Raw genomic sequence first — 22,852 nt, forward strand, 5'->3', positions numbered from 1 at the left:
TAGCTCCCGGACCGGAACCGATCGTGGCTACCATTGCATATTCACAGCGCACGAGCAGCGCGCCGCCGCACACGGCAGTTGCTCACTCCTGGGATCGGACGGGGGGACGAACCCATGACGCATCAAGAGCCGCGCCATAAACACTTGATCCAGATATTCCGGAACAACGATCGCATCGGTTCCGGTGTACGCCTCACCAGGCACTTCGCTCTGACTGCGGCGCACTGCCTGGGAGATGACAAAGAGAAACGCATGCGCCCGGTCCTCCTCCGGCTTCCGGACGGCAGGCGCCTGGAGGGCGAGGTCCAGCAATTCGATCTCCTTTCCGACATGGCTCTGGTGAAGATCCTTTTCCAGAAAGGCGAAAAGGTACCGCTCCCCGGAATCCACTTCGATGTCGCGCGCGAAGGAGAAGCGTGGACCGCGGGCCGCAGGCCGTCGAGCAACGGCAGGCTGCGGGGAACCGTGAGCCACGTATCGGTCATCTATCAGAGCACGGGCGAGCAGGCCGTCAGCTGCCACCGGCTGCGGCATGACGGTTCCTGTGACGACGTACGGAAGTTCGCCGGCAGCCCCGTCGACCGCGGCACACCCGATCCCGACCGTCCCACGGTCGTCCTCGGGCTGATCGTGGCACGTCCTTCCACCACGGAAGCCGAGGAGGACACGCTGTTCGCCGGCACGATCGACGAGGCGGTGCGCCGGTTCGACACCTTCAAGTTCCGCCCCGAACCACGACAGCCGCTGTCCGACTCCGAGCGCGTCTACGAGGTGCGTCAGGACCACGAGGCGGAAGCACTGGCCCGCAAGGACCGCACGGTGCCGGCCGGACTGGCCGCCGTGACCAGCTATGTGAACCTGCGCTGGCACCGGCCCCGGCCGTGACGAGCATGCCGCACACCCATGGCGGCCCGTCTCCTGGAGGGGACATGACGACGATCGCGAACGTCAGCGAGGCGCTGGCGACTGCGGAGGACGCCCTCGAGGCGCACGGAACGGCCCGGTCCGACCTGAGGGAGGCGCTGGCGGGTTACGTGGATCGCCTCACCAACCCGGAAGCGCCCTACGCCCGCCTCCGCCCCCACGCCCGCCAGCACATCAACCTCGCGCAACTGCTCCTCGAACTCGACATGAGGGAACGCTCGCACGCTCTCGCCGCGGTGACCCTGCGCCACATGGAGCTGGCCGAAGCGGACCAGGAGCTGTTCGTGGCGGACACCTGGAACGAACTGGGCGCGCTGCTCGCGGAGCACGACGATCTCGACCGGGCCCGCATGGTCCTGAACTACGCCCTCAACCGCGCGCAGCGCGCCGCCGCCCCCGAACTGGCCCGTATCCTTGCCAACTTGAGTGCCGTGAGCTTACGCGCCGGGTATCTGGAGGACGCCAAGGTCTGGGCGCAGAAGGCCGTCACCGTGCTCGGCAGGTACTACGGCGGCGACCCGGAGGCACGGCTGACCGCCGACTGGGTGCGGGTCGAGGTGGCGTCGATCCGGCGGGACACCGCCGAACTCACGCGCACACTTGATGACTTCACCGCATCGGTCGACTGGTTCACGAGTTTCAAGGATGACGACGACCCGAAGGCCGTCGCGGCCTGTTCGGCGCTGGCCCAGGCGAGGTTTCAAGCCGCCAAGGCGGTCCAGGACGAGGCGCGGATCGAGGCGGAGCTGGGTGAGCTGGAGATCGCGCACCTCCGTGCGTCCGCCCTCCTCGGAGCGGATCACCAGGAGACGCTGGTCGCTCAGGCGGCGCTGGCCACCGCGGAGTTCGACGCGGCCGACGGCACCGCGTTCTGCGCGTCACGCAGGCAGCAGGCCGTGTCCCTGCTCGACTCGGCCACCACCCGGGCCGCACGGACCCTGGGCCGCGACCACTCCCAGACGCTCGCCCTGCGCGCGGCGCTCGCGGACATGCGGGATGCCACGGCGCCGTCGGACGAACTCCCTTATCTCATCGAGCACGTGTACACACCCCAGGAGAACAGTGCGCGCAACAAGGCGAAGGGCGACTCCCTGCGCCACGAGCGCAATGTGATCAGGCTGGTCGCGCACGCGGGTGCGTCGTTCTTCCTGAAGGACCTGAAGCTCTTTCATCCGCAGGTGATCCACGCCCTGAACCAGGGCAGTTACTTCTACGCCATCATCAGCAGCCCTTGGAACAACCTCGCCATCTTCACCAAGCACGACGCGACGGCGGAGCGCCCCAACTCCCACAACATCGTGGACATCATCGCCGCGAGTGACTATTACTCCAAGACTTTCCTGCACGTCATCGAGGCCTACCGCACGCTTCGCGAGACGTATCACGACCGCATCGAGTTACGGCTCACCCATATCGACATCCCCGGCTCGACCCTGCTGACGACGGACCGTGGTTTCTTCGAGCCCTACATCACCTCCAACCCGGAACGCAGGACTCGCCGCAAACTCAACGTTCTTGAGGTCGAGTTCCACAAAGACAGCAGGTACTACTCCGACAGCCGGGCGGAGTTCGACATCCAGTGGGAACTCGCGAGCACGCTCGACCAGTTCGAGGCGAGCGAGGAACAGCACAAGACAGCGCTACGGGACGCGGTGCGTGCCCAGTCGGACGACCGTCTCAAGGGAGATGGAGAGCCCCGCCCCTGACGCTGCGCAGCACCCCCGCCGATCCCACGAACAGCGCGTCGGGCAGCTCGTCCAGGCGCCAGAACTCCCAGCGCAGGCACCGCTCGGGCTCCAGGACCTGCGGTTCTCCGGTGAAGTCGAGGATCTCCACGCCGACCTGCATGTGGTGATTGGCCGCCGGGTCGGGATCGGTGACGCAGGCGACGCGGGTGCCGATCGCGCGCAGGCCCGTCTCCTCCGCGAGCTCCCGGCAGGCGGCGCCGGTCAGGGACTCGCCGACTTCGAGATGCCCGCCGGGCAGTCCCCAGGTGCCGTCGCCGAAGGTGTTGGCCCGCAGTCCGAGCAGCACGCGGCCGCCCGAGCGGACGATCGCCTGGACCCCTACACGTACCTGTGCCGTCATCGCGGGCTCCTCACGCGTCCGGGTAAGTGCCGGTGAAGTTCTCGACGTTCCGCGTTCCCTCGACCGGCGGGGGCAGCTCGCCGAAGCTCTCCGCGAGCCTCTCGAAGAAGTTCCCGATCCTGCGCTCCCCACCCTCGTCGACTACTACGACCTCGCAGTCCGGGTCGATGAAGAAGTAACTTCCCGTGCGGGTCCTGTTCCGGTAGACGCGCAGCGTGACGCCGCGCTTCTCGGCCGCCATCTCGCACCGGTCCACGATGTCCTCGAACTCATCGTCCCCGATGGCGAGCCAATCCCTGTTGTCCGCACCGTAGTTGGTCTCCGACATCTGGTAGACCTTCCACACGTCGGGCAGGAAGGCGTCGTCCTCGATGAGGTTCAGCACGTCGGGCGCACCCCCGACGTTCAACCGTGTGACGACCGTGCCGAGCTTCACCTTGACGTGTTGGTGGTTCGTGCGCACCGCTTCGAGCAGCGCAAGCATCTTGTCGCGGTGTGGCGCGACGCCGGTACGCAGTGCCCGGTGCTCGTCCGCGTCGGCGGACTCCAGGGGCAGCGCGATCCAGGAGAGGCTGGGGAGGATGCGTTCCATCGTGCGCATCGGGGCCAGCCCGTTGGTGCTCAGCACGACTCGCGGTGCGCTGCCGTCCTCGCCGGGCTCCCGCAGTGCGGCCGCGAGCTCGGGGAGGTAGGGGAGCAGGGTCGGCTCACCTCCGGAGATGACGACGCCGCGCACGCCCCCGTCCCTCAGCGCTGCCGCGACCTTGAGCGCGACGCCCCGGGGCATGGAGGGAACCTCGTGCCTCGGCCCGAAGCAGAAAGGGCAGCTGAGATTGCACCTCCCGATCGGCCGCATGTCGACGAAGGCGGGGATGAGCATGGGGGGACCCTAGCGACAACTGAGGCCTGATTTCGACGTTTCAAGGGCCATCGCGCATCGAACTTTTATCGGGTCGCGTAGGGCAAACGCACGTCAGGGCGGAAGGGTCCGTTCCGGCCAGATTCAGGTGCCGAAGAGGCAGCTATCTGGCTTGTCTTGTCGTGGACCAAATAGATGCCCCAGGCATCCAATGGGAGAGGTAAGAGGAGCCCCTCCGCTTGTGAGGTCTGTCCATGACGGAATCAGTCGCGTCCGAACCGATCACCTCCGCACCCACCCCCTACACACATACACCCGCACCCACCACCCCCGACCCCATCCCCTTCCCCCAGAACCGCACCTGCCCCTACCACCCCCCGGAGTCGTACGCCCCCCTCCGCGACGCCCGGCCGCTCTCCCGTGTCCGTCTCTTCGACGGGCGTTCCGTCTGGGTGGTCACCGGGCAGGGGGTCGCGCGTGATCTGCTCGTCGACCCGCGGCTGTCCACCGATCGTGAGAACGAGGCGTTCCCCGCCCCCACCGAGCGCTTCGCGACCGTACGCAACCGCCGTGTCGCCCTGCTCGGCGTCGACGACCCCGTGCACAACACGCAGCGCCGCATGCTCATCCCCAGCTTCTCGGTCAAGCGGATCGCCGCGCTGCGGCCCCGCATCCAGGAGACCGTCGACCGGCTCCTCGACGCCATGGAGGCGCAGGGACCGCCCGCCGAGCTGGTCGGCGCGTTCGCGTTGCCGGTTCCTTCCATGGTGATCTGCGCGCTGCTCGGCGTGCCCTACGCCGACCACGAGTTCTTCGAGGAGCAGTCGCGGCGCCTGCTGCGTGGCCCTCTCGCCGCGGACACCGAGCGGGCCCGGGACGAACTCGACGCCTACTTCCACGCGTTGATCGAGCGCAAGCGGCGCGAGCCGGGCGAGGGGCTGCTCGACGAACTCATCCACCGGCAGCTCGCCGAGGGTGCCCTCGATCCCGAGGAGCTCGTCAGCCTGGCGACGATCCTGCTGGTCGCGGGGCACGAGACCACGGCGAACATGATCTCCCTGGGGACCTTCACCCTCCTCCAGCATCCCGAGCGACTCGATGAACTGCGGTCCGACGAGGCGCTGATGCCTGCTGCCGTCGAGGAGTTGCTGCGTTTTCTGTCCATCGCGGACGGGCTGCTGCGGGTGGCCAAGGAGGACATCGACGTCGCCGGCAGCAGCATCCGCGCGGGCGACGGCGTCATCTTCTCCACCTCCCTCATCAACCGCGACGACGCGGCCCACGCGGCCCCGGAGGAACTGGACTTCCACCGCGCCGACGGCCACCACCTCGCCTTCGGCTTCGGCATCCACCAGTGCCTCGGCCAGAACCTCGCCCGAGCCGAGATCGACATCGCCCTGCGGACGCTCTTCGCGCGGATGCCGGGGCTTCGCCTCGCGGTGCCCGCGCGGGAGATCCCGTTCAAGCCCGGCGACACCATTCAGGGGATGCTCGAACTCCCCGTCACTTGGTAGGCCCCCATAGCAGGGCCCTTCGTAGGAGTTGAGATGAGCTTGCGTGTGACCGTGGACATGGAGCGGTGCGTGGGCGCGGGGATGTGCGCGCTCACCGCTCCGAGCGTCTTCACCCAGGACGACGACGGCTTCAGCGAGGTGCTCCCCGGCCGCGAGGACGGCGGCGGCGATCCCCTCGTGCGTGAAGCCGTGCGGGCCTGTCCGGTCCGGGCCGTCAGCGTCGAGGAGTGACGGCCTGGAGAGGAGTGACGGCCCGGTGAGGAGTGACGGCCCGGACCAGAGGGGGCGGGCAGGCGGCCGTCAGCCGCGCAGCGTCACCGTGAAGCTGCGGCCGTACGCGTGGTGGGTGTTCACGTCGATCCGGGTGCCGCCATGGGCCCGGCTCACGCGCACCCCATCGTCGGCCGCCACCTGCCGCAACGTTTTTCCCCGGACCAGCACGCTGATCCTGTCGCGGTCCATCGTCGGATCGGACACCGCCACGGTGGTCGTGCCGCGCCGCTCGCGCTTCACCAGCACCGAGGCGGGGCCGTCGATCCGCAGCCCGGCGGCCTCGTGGCGCCCCGCGGTGAAGCTGTTCGCGGCGGTCAGACCGAGGCCCGCGTGGCTGACGGCCTGCAGCCGCACCGTGTTCGCCAGGACCCTCAGCGGATGCCCCGTCCGGTACGACCTCAGCCCGGCCTCCGCCGCGTTCGGCACCAGCGCGTACGCCAGCGAGGCGGGCCTGGCGCCGGCCGCTCCGTCCACCGTCACGCCGAGGACCTGGCGCGTCACGGCGGTGTCCGGGTTGGCGGTGCGAACGACCCGGCGGCTCCGGGTGACCTCGTCCAGGGTGACGCGCACCTTCGGGGTGTCCAGGAAGACGTAGCCGACGGAGGTGCGGCGCGTGGCGTTGGCGTACCGCAGCCACCGCAGGTCCCCCGTGCCCGCCCCGCTCCACGCGCGGCCGTCACGCAACTGCCCCGTCACGGAGACCTCGTCGTCCGGCGCCGCGGTCCTGGCGTCGACCGTGGTCGTCACGGCCCGCCCCGCGCGATCGCCCACCCCGGCCGCCAGCACCACGATCTCCTCGTCGAGCAGGAACCACGACTTCGTCGCGGTGGCGTTGCGGTACTCGACGAAGTCGGCCGGCAGCAACTCCCGGTCCTGGAAGGCGACATCACTCGACTGCACTGCCCCCGCCACGCCGTAGGCCCCGAGGACGGCGCCCCCGGAATGCTGGTTGGTGCCGCGCGGGAAGTAGACGTACTTGTTCTGCGACTCGGAGGATGAGGTGAAGTTCAGGGGGTGGCCCGGGTTGTCGTAGTACGGCTTCCCGTAGAGGTCGGGGACGGTGCGACGCTGCTCGACGGGCGCGGTCACCCCCGCGAGGCCGTACGGGGAGACCGTGGTGAAGTAGTCGACGCCGTAGGCCTGCGTCTGGTCCTGCCCGGAGAGGTAGAGGTAGTACGCGCCGTCGCCCTGGAACCACGGCATGAGGTTCTCGCCGCTCATGTACTCGTACTTGCTGATCCGGTCCGAGCTGCGGGCGAGGGCGAACGCGTAACCCGGTCTGCGGTGGACGTTCTTGTCCATGGCGTTGAAGGCGACGCTGCGCGAGGCGGGGTTGAGGTCCGCGGCGGGCAGCGAGGTGTCGCCGATGATGTCGCTGTAGCGCACGATGCTGACGGGCGAGACGAACCCCGTCGGGTTGAGCGCGGCGCGCGAGGTGGCCCGGATGTGCTTCACATAGCTCTTCAGGGCGGTGGCGTCGGTGTCGGTGGAGAGGGAGGAGAGGTCGACGACGGCCTCCACGACTACGGCGACGTCGACGTAGCCGCCGTCCGGCCGCGACACCGCGCGCCCCTTCACGATCTCCATCATCCAGCCCTCGAAGATGAGCGGCGCGAAGCCGTCGCGCACCCATCTCCGCACGGTCGGCACCAGCTCCTCGCCGTGCGCGAAGCCCGTGCCGTCGAGGATCTTGAGGGTCTGCACGACCCGGGTGAGCAGGGCTTTCCCGTACGAGCCCGTGTAAGCGACGGAGGCGTGCTGGATGAACGAACCGTCGGCGTAGTGGCCGTCCGTCACCCCGTGGACGAGGTGGTAGGGGTCGACGGTGACGAAGACCGTCAGCTGGTCGACGAGGGCCTTGCGGATGCGGGCCTCACCGCTCGCGCCCAGGAGCGCGCCCTGCAGGATCCGGTTGGTGGTGATGTCGGCGAGATTGGCTCCGGTGTGGAAGCGCGAGTCGAGGTTCACGTCGCCGTCGGTGCCGTTGCGCAGGTAGGCGTCCATCGAGGCGACGTAGGTGCCGATGAGCTCGGGCCGGTAGGTCCGCACCTCCTCGACGAGGAGTACGAGGGTCTTGCTGACGTGCTGGGAGATGCCGATCTCCCAGTTGAACCAGTTGCCGTAGTAGCCGTTGGTCTGGTCCCCGTAGTGCCGCTCGTGCAGCCACACGAGGCCGTCGATGACGCGGCGCTGCACGGCGGTGTTGCCGTAGAGGTCCGAGGGGGCGGTGGGGTTCGGCGCGCGGGTGGCGAGGGCGATCTCGTACAGGCGCCGGTAGGCCGTGTTGAGGTTGGCGTCATCGGTGCCGAGCGCCAGACCGGCGAAGAGCTCGCCCTCGCCCGCGTCGTCCATCGTCTTCAGGTTCGTCCGCGCGGTCCGGTCGATCGCGGTGAGCTTGGCGGCGGTCTCGGGGCGCGCGTTGGATGTGGCGGTCCCCGCGAACACGTCCACGGTGTTGGCCAGCAGTCGGGCGCTGTCCGCCGCTGCCTCGGCGGCGCTCGCCGGAAGCATGGGGATCACCGCCAGGAGACCGGCGGCCGAGAGGGCGGACAGCAGGCGTCTGCGGGTGATCTCCATGGCGTCCTCCGCCGGTACGTTGGCGTTATGGGGGGATCTGGCGTGCTGGCGGGCGGAGTCAAGCAGATGACCCGACCGGCGACAAGGGTGTTGCCGTTGTGCGCCGCTACGCCGGGTGACCGCTCACCGGATAGGCTCAGTACATGCCGTCCGAGCAGCGCGCCCCAGAGGATTACGCCGTCGTCGCCATCGCGTCGTCGGCCGGTGGCGTCCAGGCTCTGATCAGCCTTCTCGCGGAGTTCGACGCCGGGCTGCCGGTGCCGCTGCTCGTGGTCCAGCACCTCGATCCCCGGCATCGGACGGTCCTGCCGGAAGTGCTCGCACGGCGTACGGAGCTGGCGATCAGGCTCGCGGAGGACCAGGACCGCATCGAGCCCGGAACCGTGTATCTGGCGCCGCCCAACCGGCACCTCGTGGTGAAGCAGAGCGGCACGATCACCCTGTCGGACAGCGAGGTCGTGCACTTCGTCCGCCCCTCCGCTGACCTCCTCTTCGAGTCGGTGGCCGAGACCTACGGCCCGCGGGCGATCGCGTGCGTCCTCACCGGCACCGGCGTGGACGGCGCGAGAGGGGTAACCGCGATCAAGGCTCACGGCGGCCACGTGCTGGTCGAGGACCCGAAGACGGCCCAGTTCACGGGCATGCCCACGGCAGCGGTGAAGTCGGGGGTCGCCGACCAGGTACTCCGCCTGGAAGAAATCGCCGCGGTCCTCCGCGGACTCGTCGAGAGCAAGAGGCAGTGATGAACGAGCCGTCCGGTCCCGTAGACGGGCCCGAGAACAGCACCGGGAAAGAGCAGGCGCCGGAGCCCACGACGGAAAAGGCCGCGGAGCCGACGGCGGAGAATGATGCCGAGCCCACGGCCGAGCAGACGCCACAGTCCGCTCCGGAGCACGCATCCGAGCAGTCACCCGCGAAGAGGTCCGGACGCGCGGGCGACGCCGTCGACCAAGGGCTCGAGGACCTGCTCGAATTCATCCGCGACGCCCGCGGCTTCGACTTCACGGGCTACAAACGGTCCACCCTCGGCCGCCGCATCCGCAAGCGCATGAGCGACGTCGGCGCGCAGGGCTACGCGGACTACCGCGATCTCCTGGAAACCGACACCGTCGAGTTCCGCGCCCTGTTCAACACGATCCTGATCAACGTCACCTCGGTGTTCCGCGACCCCGACGCCTGGGACCTCATCCAGCGCGAGGTGCTGCCCCAACTCCTCACGAACGCGGACCCCGAGAGCGAGATCCGGGTGTGGAGCGCCGGCTGCTCCAGCGGCGAGGAGGCCTACTCGCTGGCGATCATGTTCGCGGAGGCCCTCGGTGTCGAGGAGAGCCTCAACCGCGTGAAGATCTACGCGACGGACGTGGACGAGGAGGCACTGCGCGACGCCCGCGCCGGCCGCTACCCCGCGAAGAACCTCGAAATGCTCGCCACCGAGCTGCGCGACAAGTACTTCGAGCGGCACGACACCCACTACGTCTTCCGCCCCGACCTGCGCCGCCGGGTGATCTTCGGCCGGCACGACATCACGCGAGACGCGCCGATCTCCCGTCTCGACCTGCTCGTCTGCCGCAACACGCTGATGTACTTCAACGTCGAGGCGCAGACCCAGATCGTCGACCGCTTCCACTTCGCGCTGCGTGAGGGCGGCTATCTCTTCCTCGGCAAGGCCGAGATGCTCCTGAGCGACAGCGACCGCTTCGAGGCGATCAACATCCGTCAGCGGGTGTTCCGTCGCCAGCCCGGCAACACCCTTCCGCCCTATCCCGCCGTCCCCCTCAAGATGCGGCAGAGTGTCGGTGCCGAGGCGCAGGCGCTCACCCGGACACGTCATCTGCGGGACCTCATCCTCGACGCCTCGCAGGGCGCTTCCGTCGCGCTCGACCAGGACGGCCTCGTGGTGATGATCAACAACGAGGCGCGCGCCCAGTTCGGGCTCTCCGTCCACGACGTGGGCCGCCCCTTCCAGGACCTGGAGCTCTCCTACCGGCCCACCGAACTGCGCTCGCTGATCGACCAGTCCAACTATGAGCGCAGGCCGCTGCGGGTGAACGCCGCCGAGCGGCGCGTGGGCAACGAAGTGCAGTACTTCGACATCGTCGTCCAGCCGATCTCCAGCAGCCACGGCGTGCCGGTCGCCACCAACGTCATGTTCACCGACGTCACGGTGGCCACGCAGCTGAAGGCCGAAGTCAAGCGTGTGCGCGAGGACTTGGAGACGGCCTACGAGGAACTCCAGTCGACGAACGAGGAGCTGGAGACCACCAACGAGGAACTCCAGTCGAGTATCGAGGAACTGGAGACCACCAACGAAGAGCTCCAGTCCACCAACGAGGAACTGGAGACCACCAACGAGGAACTCCAGTCGGGCAACGAAGAGCTCGAGACGATGAACGACGAACTGCGGCTGCGCTCCACGGATCTGGACGAGGCCCGGGCCTTCCTGGAAGGCGTGGTGAGCAGCATCGCGGCGGGTGTGGTGGTCCTCTCCGCGGACATGCGCACCCGCAGCTGGAACCGCGGCGCGATCGAGCTGTGGGGGCTGCGCGCGGACGAGGTGCTCGGCAAGAACTTCTTCTCCCTCGACTTCGGGCTGCCCACCGACAAGCTGCGTGAACTCATCCCGGAGTGCGTCGCGTCGGGCAAGCGGTCGGGTCCCGTGGTGATTCCCGCCGTGAACCGCATCGGCCGGCACATCGACTGTTCCGTCATCTGTTCACCGTTTGACGCGCACAGCGGAGGTGTCGTCCTTCTGATGGAAGACCTCAAGGCAGTACGGGGCAACTGACCCCGCGAGTCGTATTCTGTTGGACATGAGCGCCATGGAAGGCAGTTCGCGAGAAGCGGGCGACCAGGGCGACATCGCCTGGGGGCGTGCCGTCCGGGCGAGGGAACGCGCGGCCCGGGAATTGGCGACAGCCAAGCGATACGACCGTTTGTACGCGGAGAACGGCCGCCCGTTCAACGCGGAGGTGGCGGAGCGGCACCACTCCGCGGTCGAGAGGCACCTCACCACCGCCCGGCTCCAGGAGAGTTACGCACGCAAGATGTGGGCCTGGGCGGCGAAGCGCCCGTCGCCCAGACCCCCACCTCCGGACGAGCACCGCCCCTTGTTCATGGCGGGGGTGGCCGAGGCGTGCGGGACGCGCAGCGCGGCGCTCACCCTCGTCGGGGAGGACCTGGGTCAGCTCGCCGTCGCCGCGTCCGACGGACGCGCACGCAGCGCCCAGGACCTGGAGTTCGTCCTGAACTCGGGGCCCGGGCTCGACGCCGCCGGGAGCCGCCGCACGGTGTTCGCGTCGGGCGCCGTCCTCGAGCGGCGCTGGCCGGGATACGGGGCGGGGCTCGCCGCCCTCGGCCTCAGCACGGTCGCCGCACTGCCGCTGAAGGCGTCCGACAACTGCGTCGGGGCGCTCATCCTCTTCGACCCCGCCTCGCCGGTCCGGCCGGACACGTTCCACACGGTCGCCCGCGCCCTCCTGAACGGAGTACTGCTCGGTCCCGACGGAGACCTGGATCTGTACGGCGGTGCGGACATCCGGGCGGTGGTCCATCAGGCTGCGGGCGCGCTGTCCGCGCAGGCGGGCAGATCACTCGGCGATTCCCTCGCCCTCATCAAGGCCCGCGCGTTCGCGTACGGCGAGTCCCCCGAAGTGATCGCGCGGCGCTTTCTGTCCGGGACGATGGAGCTCTAGCGGCGCACGGCCACCACCCTTGGCCCGGCGCCCGGGGTCCGCGGTCCGGTTGATAGCGTCTCCCCTTCGATCTTGGAAGGGGGGCCATGCCGGGGATGCGTGACGTCCGCAGGCGTACGTGGCTCGTGGCCATCGGGGTGGCCGTCCTGGCTCTGGTGGCGTCGGGCACCGGGATCGCCGTGTCGCGCTCCCAGGACCGCGACGACCGTCTGGCGGCCAACCAGGATCAGTTGACCCACGCCTGCGCGGGCCTGCTCCCCGGGGAGCTGCGTTCCTTCGTGCCGGACGACTCGGCGGGCGTACTGGACGAGTACGGCACGCTCCTCGCGCCGAGGCAGCAGAGCAGGGCACTGCTCGACTGCACGCTCACCTGGGGCGGTGGCGACGAGCGCTGGGAGCCTGACGCGCAGGTGAGGGTGCGGGCCCAGGCCGTGCTTGGCCGGGCCGACACACCGGGCGGCGGTTTCGAACTCCCGCTGCCGGACAGTGCGTTGGGCGGGGTGTCCACCGATGACCGGCTGCACGGCAGTCAGGTGTCGGCCACGCTGCTCACGGAGTGCCGGAAGGGGCTGAGCGGCCGGGTCAGGCCGTCGAAGGATCTGCTCGTCTCCGTGGATCTGCCCTCGCGCGCCGACAGCGAGTACGACGTCCCGAAGGCCGACCGGCTCCTGGCATCCCGCACGGCGGTCCGGGTCGCGGACTGGGTGAGCCGGGAACAGGGCTGTGGCGGGCGGCCGTTGGCCGACGCGAAGTCGCCGAAGAGGGCCGACTCGCTCTGCGACTGGCTCTCCCCCAAGGCGCTGAAGTTCTCCGCCGGACGCTGGAAGTTCGACGCGAACGACACCACCTACAGCAAGCGCGCCGGGGCCTGCGGCGGGCGGTGGGACGACACCGCCGGGCAGGCGGCCGAGGGGATGACCAAGGCCGCGAGCGCGGAGAGCTGGTCCGGCGTTCTCGCGCCCGGCGCGTACGAGAGTTTCGGCGGCAGCGGTGACGTCCCCGGGACCGGTCGGAGCCGCCACAAGCGGGGTCCCGACGGGCAGTTGACCTTCAAGAGGTCGGGCGACGATCCGCTGCTCGCGCTCTGGGCGCGGTCGGTGTGCGACGGCGGGCCGACGTTCCACCGCGTCACGGTGACACCCGCACTCGACTTCCGGCACCAGGACGAGGTCGTCCTGGACAAGAAGGAGTGGCGGCGGGTCTCGGCGGACGGGCGCGCCGTGCTCGACCGGTATCTGACGGCGGACGACGGCTGGCCGCGACGCGCGCACTGCCGGGACACCGAGATCATGGGAGAGGTGGAGGAGTGGCAGGGCTGACCTGGCGTTCCGGTGTCGGCCGCGGGCTCGCCACGGCTGCCGGGGCGGTGCTCGCCCTCGCGCTGGTGGCGGGCGGGTACTTCTGGTTCGGCGGAGGTTACGACCGGTGGGTGGCGCAGCGCCTGGTGGGCGGGGCCTGTGGCGGGGTCCTGCCGGCCGACGAGGTGCGTGACGTACTGGGCGACGGTCCCTTCGAGGACGAGACGCGCGACCGGGTGGACGGCGAGCTGGGCGACGCGTCCTTGCGCGTGGACTGCACGATCACCCGTGACGCCGGGGGCAGGTCGGCACGCGACGGCTCGGTGACGGTGAACGTGCGGGCGGTGCCAGGCCCGGAGGCCCGGGGGTGGCGGCGGGACGCCTTCAGCGGCGAGTACGACGGGGCGTATCCGGACGTGCGCTCGGCGCTGCCGCCGGTGGCGGTCGGGTCCGGCTGGAACGGTGTCTTCACGGCGAGCGGTTCGAGCGGTTCGAGCGGTGGGGACGTGTCGGCCACCACCGCGGTCCTCCTCGACTGTGCGCGCGGCCGTGGCGGGCTCCTGGTCACGGTGGACGCCGAGAGCGAGGGCGCGACCGTGGACGACCCCGGGCAGCGCACCGCGTTCGCGCGGGTCGCCACCGCCACGGCGGCGAACGCCTCCGCCCACTGGAACTGTGACGCAGCGCTGGGCCAACCCCCGCGCACCGTGCCGCTGCCGGTGGACACGGACGAGGCCGTGCCGCTCGCCGACGCCGCCGCGTCCTGCCGGGGCGTACCCGGACGTGGCTCCGAGGTCGCCCGCGCGTGGGAAGGCGGGCGGCGCGGGACGCCGGTCGAGGTGTGCGTACTGGGTCCCGCCACCGTGACGCGGGACGGGCTGCCGGTGGCCGAGTCACCCGAGGACGTGGGCGGTCGCTATCGGCTGACCGCGTACTACGGCCCGTACGCGCAGGACGAGCGCCACCGCTACCAGGACCACTTCGACTACCTGGACCGCGACCGCGTCCCCGGCGTGACCCCTTCGGGCCGACTCCCGGCCGGCGGCTACTGGGTGAGCGCGGCATGCGAGAAGGACGGCGAGCACGCCCTGTTCACCGTCGAACCACCGGGGTCCGACGAAGCGTCATACGACCAGGACAAGCCCACGCCCGCCGATCGCACCTACCAACACGCCGCACTCAAGGCGTTCGCACAAGGCTCGGCGAAGGCACACGCCTGCGACACACCCTCCACCGCGAAACCCTGACCCGCGCCTAAACCCGCCCTGGGCCCGGCGACGCGCGAACAGGGCGGGCGAGCGCACGTCTGCCGATCGCACCTACCAACACGCCGCACTCAAAGCGTTCGCACAAGGCTCGGCGAAGGCACACGCCTGCGGCACACCGTCCACGCCGAAGCACTGACCCGCCTCAACCCCGACCTGGATCCGGCAACGCGACGTACGAGCGGGACGAGCCCACGCCTAGCGTTCGCGCAGGGTTCCGCGAAGGCGCATGCCTGCGGGACACCCTCCACCGCGAAATCCTGACCCGCCTCACCCCCGCCCCGGGCCCGGCGACGCGACGTACGAACAGGACGGGCGAGGCGAGAAGGGCGAGCGCACGTCTGCCGATCCCGCCTACCAGCGCGCCGCGCTCAAGGCGTTCGCGCAGGGTTTCGCGAAGGCGCATGCCTGCGGGACACCCTCCACCACAAAGCCCTGACCCGCCTCAGCCCCGACTTGGGTCCAGCGACGCGTCGTAAGAGCAGGGCGAGAGGGGCGAGCGTACCTCTGCCGCTCGCCCCTACCAGCGCGCCGCGCCCGGCGAAGGCGCACGGCTGCGGGGGGCCCTCCCGTCGCGAACCCCTGACCCGTCTCAGCCCTGCCGCGTCCCGCCCCGCGCGGCGATGTGCGGTGGGGCCGCGATGCCCGGCGGGAGCAGCGGGTCGGCGGTCGGGGTGCCCCAACTGGTCGTCAGGGGGAGGTTTCCGGCCCAGATGCCGAGATCGGCGTCGGGGCCTTCGCCGTCGTCCGGTGGGCCCTCGCTCGTCTTGACCGACGCCTCCTCCAGGGAGAGGGCGAGCAGCTTCGTGGCGGCGAGTTCCTTGCGGCTGGGGCGTCGGGCGTAATCCCACTGGCCCGGGGCCGCGTGCTCGGTGAGCAGGCGCAGGCCGGTCAGCTTCTCCTCCGGGTCGGTGACCTCGCGCGGGACGCCGTAGATCATCGCGCTGCGGTAGTTGACGCCGTGCTCGAAGACCGAGCGGGCCAGGATCAGGCCGTCCACGTGGGTCACGGTCACGCAGATCTCGGCGGCCGGGTCGGCGGCCAGGCTGCGGCTCGCGACCGAGCCGTGCAGATACAGCTGGGTGGCGTCGCGTCCGTAGACGGTGGGGACCACCATCGGATGGCCGTCGACCACGACGCCCAGGTGACAGACGAACCCGGCGTCGAGTATCGCCTCCAGGTCGGCGCGGTCCAGGCTCCCCTGATCGCGCAGACGGCGGTGGCGGGTGCGGTCGGTCTGCGGGAGCGTGGCGGACAGGCGCGGGGGCGACGGCATGTGCGGCTCGCTGGGCTGCTGGCTGGAGCTGGTGCTGGTGCTGGTGGTCACACTTCGGCAAGCTACCGATATCGTGGCGGAAACGCCAGGCTTCGATTTATTACGGCTGTAGAGGCAGGAGCACACGACTAAATCCGCAATCCACGCGCCTTTTGTCCAACTCGGTCTCCGAGAATCCAACAACCCCCGCCGCGTGACGGTTGTGACGCCTCGCCTCCCCGCTGTCTGATGGAGGTCATGGAGCTCCCCTACCTTGAGGACGTATCCCCCGGCACCGGCAGCCTCCCGCCCCGCGCGTGGTATGCGACGTCGGACGCCATCTCCCTCTCGCTGAACGGCAGTTGGAACTTCCGGCTCTCCCCGGCCGCCGACACCGCCGACGACTCCTTCGCCTCGGAGGGCCACGACGCACGGGACTGGGACACCGTGACCGTGCCCGGCCACTGGGTGCTGCAGGGCCACGGCGCACCCCTCTACACGAACATGGTCTATCCCTTCCCGGTCGATCCGCCCCGCGTGCCCACCGAGAACCCGACCGGCGACCACCTGCGCACCTTCGACCTGCCGGACGGCTGGCCGGAGACCGGCGACGGCACACTCCGCTTCGACGGCGTCGAGTCCTGCGCCCGCGTCTGGCTGAACGGCACGGAGCTCGGCGAGTTCAAGGGCTCCCGGCTCCCGCACGAGTTCGCGGTCGGCCACCTCCTGAAGCCGTCGGGCAACGTCCTCGCGGTCCGCGTCCACCAGTGGTCGTCCGGTTCCTACCTGGAGGACCAGGACCAGTGGTGGCTGCCGGGCATCTTCCGGGACGTGACCCTGCTGCACCGCCCCGAGGGCTGCGTCCTCGACTTCTTCACGCACGCCTCGTACGACCATCGCGCGGGCATGGGGACCCTGCGCGTCGACTCGGACATTGAGGGGCGGGTCAGCGTGCCCGAGCTGGGCATCGACGTCGCCACGGGCGAGTCCGTGACGGTGGCCGTCGAACCCTGGACGGCCGAGACGCCACGCCTGTACGACGGCGCCCTGGCCACGGCGGGCGAACGCGTCCCGCTGCGGATCGGCTTCCGCTCGGTCGCCGTCGAGGACGGCGTCATCAAGGTCAACGGGCGGCGGATCCTGTTCCGGGGCGTGAACCGGCACGAGTTCCACCCGGACACGGGCCGCGCCCTCGACCTCGACACGATGCGCACCGACGTGCTCCTGATGAAGCAGCACAACATCAACGCGGTCCGCACCAGCCACTACCCGCCGCACCCCGCCTTCCTCGACCTCTGCGACGAGCTGGGCCTGTGGGTCATCGACGAGTGCGACCTGGAGACGCACGGCTTCACCGAGCAGGGATGGCGCGGCAACCCCGTCGACGACGACCGCTGGACGCCCGCCCTCCTGGACCGCGCGGCCCGCATGGTCGAGCGCGACAAGAACCACGCCTCGGTGATCATCTGGTCCCTCGGCAACGAGTGCGGGACGGGCCGCGGCCTGACCGCCATGGCCCGCTGGATCCGCGCGCGGGACGCGGGTCGCCTGATCCACTACGAAGGCGACCCGACCTGCGCGGACACCGACATGTACTCGCGCATGTACGCCGAGCACGCCGAGGTCGAGCGCATCGGGCACCGGGCGGACACCGGAGGACCCGAGGCGCGGCGCCAACTCCCCTTCATCCTCTGCGAGTACGGGCACGCGATGGGCAACGGCCCCGGCGGCCTGAGCGAGTACCAGGAGCTGTTCGACGCGCACGAGCGCAATCAGGGCGGCTTCATCTGGGAGTGGATCGACCACGGCCTCACGCACCCGGAGTTCGGCTACGCCTACGGCGGCGACTTCGGCGAGGAACTGCACGACGGGAACTTCGTCTGCGACGGCCTGGTCTTCCCCGACCGGCTTCCGTCGCCCGGACTCGACGCGTACAAGCGGGTCATCCAGCCCGTGCGTTTCGCGTACGACGGCGACGCGGGGACGGTCACGGTCACCAATCTGCACGACTTCGCGGACTTGTCCCATCTGTCGTTCGGGTGGCAGTACATCAGCGACGACGAGGATGCCCCCTTCGCAGCGGGGGAGCTGGCGGTGCCGCCGGAGCTCGGGCCCGGCGAGTCCGTCGAGCTGAAAGTGCCCGGCGCGCCGCCCGCGAGCCGTGACGCCGAGACCTTCCTGCATCTTTCGGCCATGGTGGGCGTCGAGACGAACTGGACGAAGCTGGACCACGGCGTCGCACGGGCCGAGTTCGCGGTCGCTCCACGGCCCGAAGTCCACCCCGCCACCGGAGAGCGCCCGGTGCGTGACGGCGACATCATCACGCTCGGTCCCGGCACCTTCGACGCCCGTACCGGCGAGCTGCTCACTCTGACCGACGTCCCGCTGAGCAGCGCCCCGCGCCTGGACATCTGGCGGGCCCCCACCGACAACGACAACGGGGCGTCCTGGCAGGGCGGGCAGCGCAACGGCATCGTCTGGCGCGAACTCGGGCTGCACCGGATGCAACACCGCCTGGACGCCGTTGAGTTGACGGAAGACACCCTCACCGTCCGCAGCCGCGTGGCGCCCGCCGCACGCGACATCGGCCTGCGCACCGTCTACCGCTGGACGTCCGACGGCGCCCACCTGCGCCTCACGGTGTCCGTGGTGCCCGAGGGCGAGTGGACGGTGCCGCTGCCCCGGCTCGGCATCCGGCTCGGCCTGCCCGCCGCGTACGGGCACGCGCACTGGTTCGGCGGCACCGGCGAGGCGTATCCGGACACGGCGGCGGCGTCCGTCATCGGTCGCCACTTCGAGCCGGTCGACCGCATGCAGACCCCGTATGTGCGCCCGCAGGAGAACGGCGCCCGCGCGGACGTCCGTTGGGCCGAGCTGCGGACGGGATTCGCGGACGATGGGCTGCGGGTGGTCGGTGAACCCGCCTTCTGGTTCACGGCGCGCCGCTGGACCACCGAGCAGCTCGACGCGGCCACGCACCGCACGGATCTCGTCGCCGGCGACACCGTGTGGGTGCACCTCGATCACGGGCAGCACGGCATCGGCTCGCAGTCGTGCGGCCCCGGGGTCCTGCCGCAATACGAACTCCACGCCGCACCAGCGGAGTTCGCGTTCACCTTCTCGCGTCAGGAAGGCACGTCGTAGGACGGCGTTAGGACGTCGCAGGACAGTCAGTCGAGGGGTTCCCGGTCTCCCTGGTCGAGCCGGTAGGGCGGGTAGACGTCCGTGAGCAGGAGGCCGTAGACGAGGACGCGCGCCGCCCAGCGGTGCAGGCCGATGTTCAGGTCGTGCATGCCGCGGGGGTAGTGGCCCGTGAAGAGCAGGGTCACGCCCGCGTAGAAGGCGATGAGACCGGTGAGGCCGACGTTGAGTCGCAGGCCGCCCGTGAACAGCCCGACCACCAGGAGCTGCGGCAGGATCAGGAGCCAGCTCTTGACCAGGACGAGTCCCCTGGAGAGGTGCTCGGGGTAGGCGATGTCCAGGTGGGCCGGGTAGTCGGCGGCCTCGCGCAGCGAGAAGGGCGGGTAGCGGTCGGTGGCGAGTGATCCGTACGCGTAGTACTCGACGCGCCAGGTCCAGCGCAGCACACCGACCGTGTAGTCGAACAGCGGCCGTGGATAGCGGCCGGTGATCAGGACGGCGAAGAACGCGACGAACGTGACGAGGACGAGGCCGAGCCACAGGAAGGCGAGGACGATGTAGTGCGGGACGCCGAGCAGCCACTTCACCAGCCAGAGCCAGCGTGACAGCGCCGGGTCGTACCGCGCCTCCAGGCGGACCGGTCCGGCCCGGTGCTTGCCCGGCGCGGGCACCGTGGGCGTTGCGGACGTGGCGGGCGTGGCGGACATGGCGGTCAACTCCCCTTGTCGCCCTGATTGCGCTCCTGCCCACATGTACGACCGGGCGCGGGCGGCGGCAAGGAGTGGCGCGTCGTCCGTTTTCTTCAAGACGGGCGGAGGGCGGCTGCCTACGCTGCGAGGCATGAACACGAACATCACACCCCGCTTCGACCTGATCGGCGTCGTCGTCGCCGACATGGCCGCCACACTCGCCTTCTACCGTCGCCTCGGCCTGGAGTTTCCCGCCGGTTCCGAGGAGCAGCCGCACGTCGAGGCGGCGCTCCCCGGCGGTCTGCGCCTCGCGTTCGACACCGAGGAGACCATCCGTTCCTTCACCGAGAACTGGGAGCCGCCGCAGAGCTCGGGCCGTATCGGGCTCGCGTTCCACTGCGAGACCCCCGAGGGCGTCGACGCGGTGTACGCGGAGCTGATGAACGCCGGGTACCACGGCGAGCTCAAGCCGTGGGACGCCTTCTGGGGCCAGCGGTACGCCTCTGTCCTGGACCCGGACGGGAACGGCGTCGACCTGTTCGCGCCGCTGCCTACACCGCCGGGTCCGGCCGCGGGCTGAGCAGCTCGCCCAGCGGCATGCCCGTCAACTCCTTGACGTCACGCGCCAGATGGGCCTGGTCGGCGAAGCCGGCCACGGCCGCCGTCTCCGCATACGCCACACCCCTCCTGGCCAGGGCGAGCGCGCGCTGCAGGCGCAGGACGCGGGCCAGCGTCTTGGGGCCGTAGCCGAACGCGGCGAGTGAACGCCGGTGCAGGAGCCGGGCGTTGATGCCCGCCTCCTCGGCGGTGGACGCGATGGACCGCCCCGAGTCCAGGGACGTGACTACGTGCGTGAGCAGCGGGTCGGGCGGCCCCGTCACGTCCGCCCGCGCCAGGGCGGCGGACTCCAGGACGGCGGCCGGATCGCGGGCCGCGTCCATGCGCTCGGTCAGCCGGCGCGCCTCGGCGGAGGGCCACAGGTCGGCGAGGTCGACGCGCCGGTCACGCAGTTCGTGCGCGGGTACGCCGAGGAAGGCGGGGGCGGTGCCGGGGTAGAAGCGGATGCCCACATACCGTGCGGCGCCGTGCGACTCCGGGCGGTACGCGCGGGTGTCGGGGCCCGCGACCAGGAGCCTGCCGCCGGTCCACAGCAGGTCCATGCAGCCGTCGGGCAGGACGGGGTACACGGGGCCGGTCCTGGCACCCCCGGCACGGGTCCACAGGACCGCGCCGGTGACCCGGGACGGCCGCTCCGCGTACTGCACAGGCGCGAACGACACGCCTCAAGGCTACGCCGTCCGGGGTCACGCGGCCCGTGAGCGGTGCTCCTGCGGGCTGACCCCGTACACCCGCTTGAAGGCGCTGGACAGCGCGAACGCGCTGCCGTACCCGACGCGGCGGGCGATCGCGGCGATCGTCTGCTCGCCGTCCCGCAGCAGGTCGGCGGCGAGCGCGAGCCGCCAGCCCGTCAGATAGGCCATCGGCGGCTCGCCCACGAGTTCGGTGAACCGCCGGGCGAGCGCGGCCCGTGAGACACCCGCCTTCGCGGCGAGTCCGGCGATCGTCCACGGGTGGGCGGGGTCGTCCTGGAGCAGCCGGATCGCCTGCCCGACCACCGGGTCCCCCATCGCCCGGTACCAGGCGGGGGCCTCCGCCTCCGGCCTGGAGAACCAGGCCCGCAGCGTCGCGATCATCAGCAGGTCGAGCAGCCGGTCGAGCACGACGTCCTGGCCGGGCTCGTCCTTGGTGATCTCGTCGGCGAGCAGCGGGGTGAGCGGGCAGTCCCACACCTCGGTGGGCAGGACCAGGAGCGGGGGCAGCGCGTCGAGGAGCCGCCCGGTGATCTCACCGCGCGCCTGGTAGGTGCCGATCAGCATCTCGGCGGCGCCGTCGGGCGATTGGCCCCAGGTGCGCGGACCGAGGTCGCGGTATTTGTCGGCCGGAGTGTCACCGAGGGGCACGCAGTGTTCGCCCGGCCGGATCTCGACCTGGGGCGCGGCCGCCTGCTCTTCCGCGACGGTGTAGTGGTCGGGGCCCCGGGCCACGGCGACGTCACCGGGCCGGATCAGCTGGGGTTCGCCGTCGTCGGGCACGATCCAGGCGGTGCCCCGCACCATGATCATGACCGACAGGGGTGCCTCGTCCGCGATACGGACGGACCAGGGCGGGTCGAAGCACGCGCGGATCATGAAGGCTCCTCGCGCGCGGGGGCCTTCCAGCAAGCCTGCGAGTACGTCCATGCGGGAAGCGTAGACGTACGCGTATGGGGGCGAGTTCCTGACGGATGGTTCCTTGTGGCGCAGACCAGTTCACTGAAGTCATGACAGAGACCGCAGAGAACACGCAGAACATCCGGCCCACGCAGAAGATGACGGTGCTGGTCACGGGCGCCACCGGCCGGACAGGCCGCCGGGTCGCCGAGGCCGCGCGGGCCGCGGGTCACACGGTGCGGGCCGCGTCGCGGTCGGGTGCCGTGCGCTTCGACTGGTACGACCCCTCGACGTGGGACGACGCACTGCGGGGCGCGGACGCCGCCTACCTCGCCTACATGCCGGACGTCGGCGCGCCCGGCGCGGGCGAGACGGTGGGTGCGCTGGCACGGCGGGCGGTGGGGCTCGGTGTGCGGCGGCTCGTGCTCCTCTCCGCGCGGGGCGAGGACCAGGCGGAGCCTGCCGAGCGGGCGGTCCGGGAGTCCGGGGCCGAGTGGACGGTCGTACGGGCGAGTTGGTTCGCCCAGAACCTCAGCGAGGGACCGCTGCTCGACGGGATGCGCGCCGGAGAGCTGGTGTTCCCCGCCGACGAGGTGCTCGAACCGTTCATCGACGCGCGGGACATCGCCGATGTGGTGGTGGCGGTGCTGCGCCCCGACTCGGGCTACGCGGGACGGGTGGTGGAGATATCAGGTCCGCGGCTTCTGTCGTTCCGCGACGCCGTGGCCGAGGTGTCGGCGGCTGCGGGGCGGGAGATCCGGTATGTCGCGGTCTCGGCGCGGGAGTACGGGGGTGCGCTTGCGGAGTTCGGGGTGCCGGCGGAGGAGACGGAGTTCCTGGTCGAGCTCTTCGAGACGCAGTTGGACGGCCGCAACGCGTATCTCTCCGAGGGGGTGCGGGAGGTGCTGGGGCGGGCGCCGCGTGACTTCGCCGATTTTGCTCGGGAGCAGGCGGAGGCGGGCGTCTGGAAGGGGTGAAATTTCCCCAACCCCGCCCCTTCCCACAAACTCGCTCGGCGCGAGGGCCTTGTCCTCAAACGCCGGTCGGGCTGGATATCCAGCCCGACC

At 70.3% G+C, this 22,852-nt stretch carries 19 protein-coding genes; 12 read left to right on the forward strand and 7 right to left on the reverse strand.

The genetic code is table 11. The annotated features are described in order from the left end of the window. Positions 1-114 precede the first annotated feature (114 nt). Complete coding sequence (locus AB0I66_RS22740) at positions 115-885, forward strand: serine protease (RefSeq protein ID WP_363209738.1); 771 nt, start codon at positions 115-117, stop codon at positions 883-885. Positions 886-929: 44 nt separating this feature from the next. Further along, positions 930-2,630: a hypothetical protein gene (locus AB0I66_RS22745; protein ID WP_363209739.1), complete on the forward strand. Its 1,701-nt coding sequence runs from the start codon at positions 930-932 to the stop codon at positions 2,628-2,630. On the opposite strand, the gene AB0I66_RS22750 is transcribed toward AB0I66_RS22745, so the two are convergent. Both AB0I66_RS22750 and AB0I66_RS22755 read right to left on the reverse strand, forming a co-directional pair. Beyond that, on the reverse strand, positions 2,602-3,012 hold the full coding sequence (locus tag AB0I66_RS22750; protein WP_363209740.1) for an NUDIX domain-containing protein: 411 nt from the start codon (positions 3,010-3,012) through the stop codon (positions 2,602-2,604). The two genes, AB0I66_RS22745 and AB0I66_RS22750, sit on opposite strands and share 29 nt — an antisense overlap. Before the next feature lie 10 nt (positions 3,013-3,022). After that, positions 3,023-3,892 carry a radical SAM protein gene (locus tag AB0I66_RS22755; RefSeq protein ID WP_363209741.1) on the reverse strand — a complete coding sequence of 290 codons (870 nt, stop codon included), beginning with the start codon at positions 3,890-3,892 and terminating at the stop codon, positions 3,023-3,025. Between the two features lie 233 nt (positions 3,893-4,125). On the opposite strand from AB0I66_RS22755, the gene AB0I66_RS22760 reads away from it, so the two are divergent. Together AB0I66_RS22760 and AB0I66_RS22765 are read left to right on the forward strand one after the other, a co-directional pair. Next, positions 4,126-5,385, forward strand: a complete 1,260-nt coding sequence (locus AB0I66_RS22760) for a cytochrome P450 (RefSeq protein ID WP_363209742.1) — start codon at positions 4,126-4,128, stop codon at positions 5,383-5,385. A 39-nt stretch (positions 5,386-5,424) separates the two neighbouring features. Further along, complete coding sequence (locus AB0I66_RS22765; protein ID WP_363210052.1) at positions 5,425-5,616, forward strand: ferredoxin; 192 nt, start codon at positions 5,425-5,427, stop codon at positions 5,614-5,616. A gap of 69 nt (positions 5,617-5,685) precedes the next feature. On the opposite strand, the gene AB0I66_RS22770 is transcribed toward AB0I66_RS22765, so the two are convergent. After that, positions 5,686-8,235: a polysaccharide lyase family 8 super-sandwich domain-containing protein gene (locus AB0I66_RS22770; RefSeq protein WP_363209743.1), complete on the reverse strand. Its 2,550-nt coding sequence runs from the start codon at positions 8,233-8,235 to the stop codon at positions 5,686-5,688. A gap of 143 nt (positions 8,236-8,378) precedes the next feature. On the opposite strand from AB0I66_RS22770, the gene AB0I66_RS22775 reads away from it, so the two are divergent. From AB0I66_RS22775 to AB0I66_RS22795, 5 genes are all read left to right on the forward strand, one after another. After that, a complete protein-coding gene (locus tag AB0I66_RS22775) occupies positions 8,379-8,978 on the forward strand; it encodes a chemotaxis protein CheB (protein ID WP_363209744.1) in 600 nt (199 codons plus the stop codon). Next, positions 8,978-11,020, forward strand: a complete 2,043-nt coding sequence (locus tag AB0I66_RS22780; protein ID WP_363209745.1) for a CheR family methyltransferase — start codon at positions 8,978-8,980, stop codon at positions 11,018-11,020. The genes AB0I66_RS22775 and AB0I66_RS22780 overlap by 1 nt, the downstream gene beginning before the upstream one ends. A gap of 25 nt (positions 11,021-11,045) precedes the next feature. After that, positions 11,046-11,927, forward strand: a complete 882-nt coding sequence (locus AB0I66_RS22785; protein ID WP_363209746.1) for a GAF domain-containing protein — start codon at positions 11,046-11,048, stop codon at positions 11,925-11,927. A gap of 86 nt (positions 11,928-12,013) precedes the next feature. Further along, complete coding sequence (locus AB0I66_RS22790) at positions 12,014-13,246, forward strand: hypothetical protein (protein ID WP_363209747.1); 1,233 nt, start codon at positions 12,014-12,016, stop codon at positions 13,244-13,246. Then, the gene (locus tag AB0I66_RS22795) at positions 13,234-14,472 is read left to right on the forward strand and encodes a hypothetical protein (RefSeq protein WP_363209748.1); all 1,239 of its coding nucleotides are present in this window, start codon (positions 13,234-13,236) and stop codon (positions 14,470-14,472) included. Before AB0I66_RS22790 ends, AB0I66_RS22795 begins: the two co-directional genes overlap by 13 nt. Before the next feature lie 610 nt (positions 14,473-15,082). On the opposite strand, the gene AB0I66_RS22800 is transcribed toward AB0I66_RS22795, so the two are convergent. Next, complete coding sequence (locus AB0I66_RS22800; RefSeq protein WP_363210053.1) at positions 15,083-15,766, reverse strand: pyridoxamine 5'-phosphate oxidase family protein; 684 nt, start codon at positions 15,764-15,766, stop codon at positions 15,083-15,085. Positions 15,767-16,003: 237 nt separating this feature from the next. Between AB0I66_RS22800 and AB0I66_RS22805 the strand changes: the two genes are divergently transcribed. Further along, positions 16,004-18,889, forward strand: a complete 2,886-nt coding sequence (locus AB0I66_RS22805) for a glycoside hydrolase family 2 TIM barrel-domain containing protein (protein WP_363209749.1) — start codon at positions 16,004-16,006, stop codon at positions 18,887-18,889. A 26-nt stretch (positions 18,890-18,915) separates the two neighbouring features. Here AB0I66_RS22805 and AB0I66_RS22810 read toward each other — a convergent pair whose 3' ends face one another. Then, positions 18,916-19,593, reverse strand: coding sequence for a DUF4389 domain-containing protein (locus tag AB0I66_RS22810; RefSeq protein ID WP_363209750.1), 678 nt, complete (start codon positions 19,591-19,593; stop codon positions 18,916-18,918). Positions 19,594-19,726: 133 nt separating this feature from the next. Here AB0I66_RS22810 and AB0I66_RS22815 point away from each other — a divergent pair, with 133 nt between their 5' ends. Beyond that, the gene (locus AB0I66_RS22815; RefSeq protein WP_363209751.1) at positions 19,727-20,155 is read left to right on the forward strand and encodes a VOC family protein; all 429 of its coding nucleotides are present in this window, start codon (positions 19,727-19,729) and stop codon (positions 20,153-20,155) included. On the opposite strand, the gene AB0I66_RS22820 is transcribed toward AB0I66_RS22815, so the two are convergent. Beyond that, complete coding sequence (locus AB0I66_RS22820; RefSeq protein ID WP_363209752.1) at positions 20,127-20,855, reverse strand: DUF6597 domain-containing transcriptional factor; 729 nt, start codon at positions 20,853-20,855, stop codon at positions 20,127-20,129. The two genes, AB0I66_RS22815 and AB0I66_RS22820, sit on opposite strands and share 29 nt — an antisense overlap. A 24-nt stretch (positions 20,856-20,879) precedes the next feature. Continuing rightward, on the reverse strand, positions 20,880-21,815 hold the full coding sequence (locus AB0I66_RS22825; protein ID WP_363209753.1) for an AraC family transcriptional regulator: 936 nt from the start codon (positions 21,813-21,815) through the stop codon (positions 20,880-20,882). A gap of 80 nt (positions 21,816-21,895) precedes the next feature. Between AB0I66_RS22825 and AB0I66_RS22830 the strand changes: the two genes are divergently transcribed. Further along, positions 21,896-22,762, forward strand: coding sequence for an NAD(P)H-binding protein (locus tag AB0I66_RS22830; protein WP_363209754.1), 867 nt, complete (start codon positions 21,896-21,898; stop codon positions 22,760-22,762). Positions 22,763-22,852: the final 90 nt, after the last annotated feature.

It is taken from the genome of Streptomyces sp. NPDC050439 (genome assembly GCF_040655335.1).
Classification (GTDB): domain Bacteria; phylum Actinomycetota; class Actinomycetes; order Streptomycetales; family Streptomycetaceae; genus Streptomyces.

What these genes read in the sequence shown, in the direction of transcription:
- AB0I66_RS22830 (WP_363209754.1), top strand. Translation starts at nt 21,896, where the DNA reads ATGACAGAGACCGCAGAGAACACGCAGAACATCCGGCCCACGCAGAAG.
- AB0I66_RS22800 (WP_363210053.1), bottom strand. Translation starts at nt 15,766, where the DNA reads ATGCCGTCGCCCCCGCGCCTGTCCGCCACGCTCCCGCAGACCGACCGC.
- AB0I66_RS22825 (WP_363209753.1), bottom strand. Translation starts at nt 21,815, where the DNA reads ATGGACGTACTCGCAGGCTTGCTGGAAGGCCCCCGCGCGCGAGGAGCC.
- AB0I66_RS22750 (WP_363209740.1), bottom strand. Translation starts at nt 3,012, where the DNA reads ATGACGGCACAGGTACGTGTAGGGGTCCAGGCGATCGTCCGCTCGGGC.
- AB0I66_RS22805 (WP_363209749.1), top strand. Translation starts at nt 16,004, where the DNA reads ATGGAGCTCCCCTACCTTGAGGACGTATCCCCCGGCACCGGCAGCCTC.
- AB0I66_RS22815 (WP_363209751.1), top strand. Translation starts at nt 19,727, where the DNA reads ATGAACACGAACATCACACCCCGCTTCGACCTGATCGGCGTCGTCGTC.
- AB0I66_RS22810 (WP_363209750.1), bottom strand. Translation starts at nt 19,593, where the DNA reads ATGTCCGCCACGCCCGCCACGTCCGCAACGCCCACGGTGCCCGCGCCG.
- AB0I66_RS22745 (WP_363209739.1), top strand. Translation starts at nt 930, where the DNA reads ATGACGACGATCGCGAACGTCAGCGAGGCGCTGGCGACTGCGGAGGAC.
- AB0I66_RS22775 (WP_363209744.1), top strand. Translation starts at nt 8,379, where the DNA reads ATGCCGTCCGAGCAGCGCGCCCCAGAGGATTACGCCGTCGTCGCCATC.
- AB0I66_RS22780 (WP_363209745.1), top strand. Translation starts at nt 8,978, where the DNA reads ATGAACGAGCCGTCCGGTCCCGTAGACGGGCCCGAGAACAGCACCGGG.
- AB0I66_RS22755 (WP_363209741.1), bottom strand. Translation starts at nt 3,892, where the DNA reads ATGCTCATCCCCGCCTTCGTCGACATGCGGCCGATCGGGAGGTGCAAT.
- AB0I66_RS22785 (WP_363209746.1), top strand. Translation starts at nt 11,046, where the DNA reads ATGAGCGCCATGGAAGGCAGTTCGCGAGAAGCGGGCGACCAGGGCGAC.
- AB0I66_RS22770 (WP_363209743.1), bottom strand. Translation starts at nt 8,235, where the DNA reads ATGGAGATCACCCGCAGACGCCTGCTGTCCGCCCTCTCGGCCGCCGGT.
- AB0I66_RS22760 (WP_363209742.1), top strand. Translation starts at nt 4,126, where the DNA reads ATGACGGAATCAGTCGCGTCCGAACCGATCACCTCCGCACCCACCCCC.
- AB0I66_RS22740 (WP_363209738.1), top strand. Translation starts at nt 115, where the DNA reads ATGACGCATCAAGAGCCGCGCCATAAACACTTGATCCAGATATTCCGG.
- AB0I66_RS22790 (WP_363209747.1), top strand. Translation starts at nt 12,014, where the DNA reads ATGCCGGGGATGCGTGACGTCCGCAGGCGTACGTGGCTCGTGGCCATC.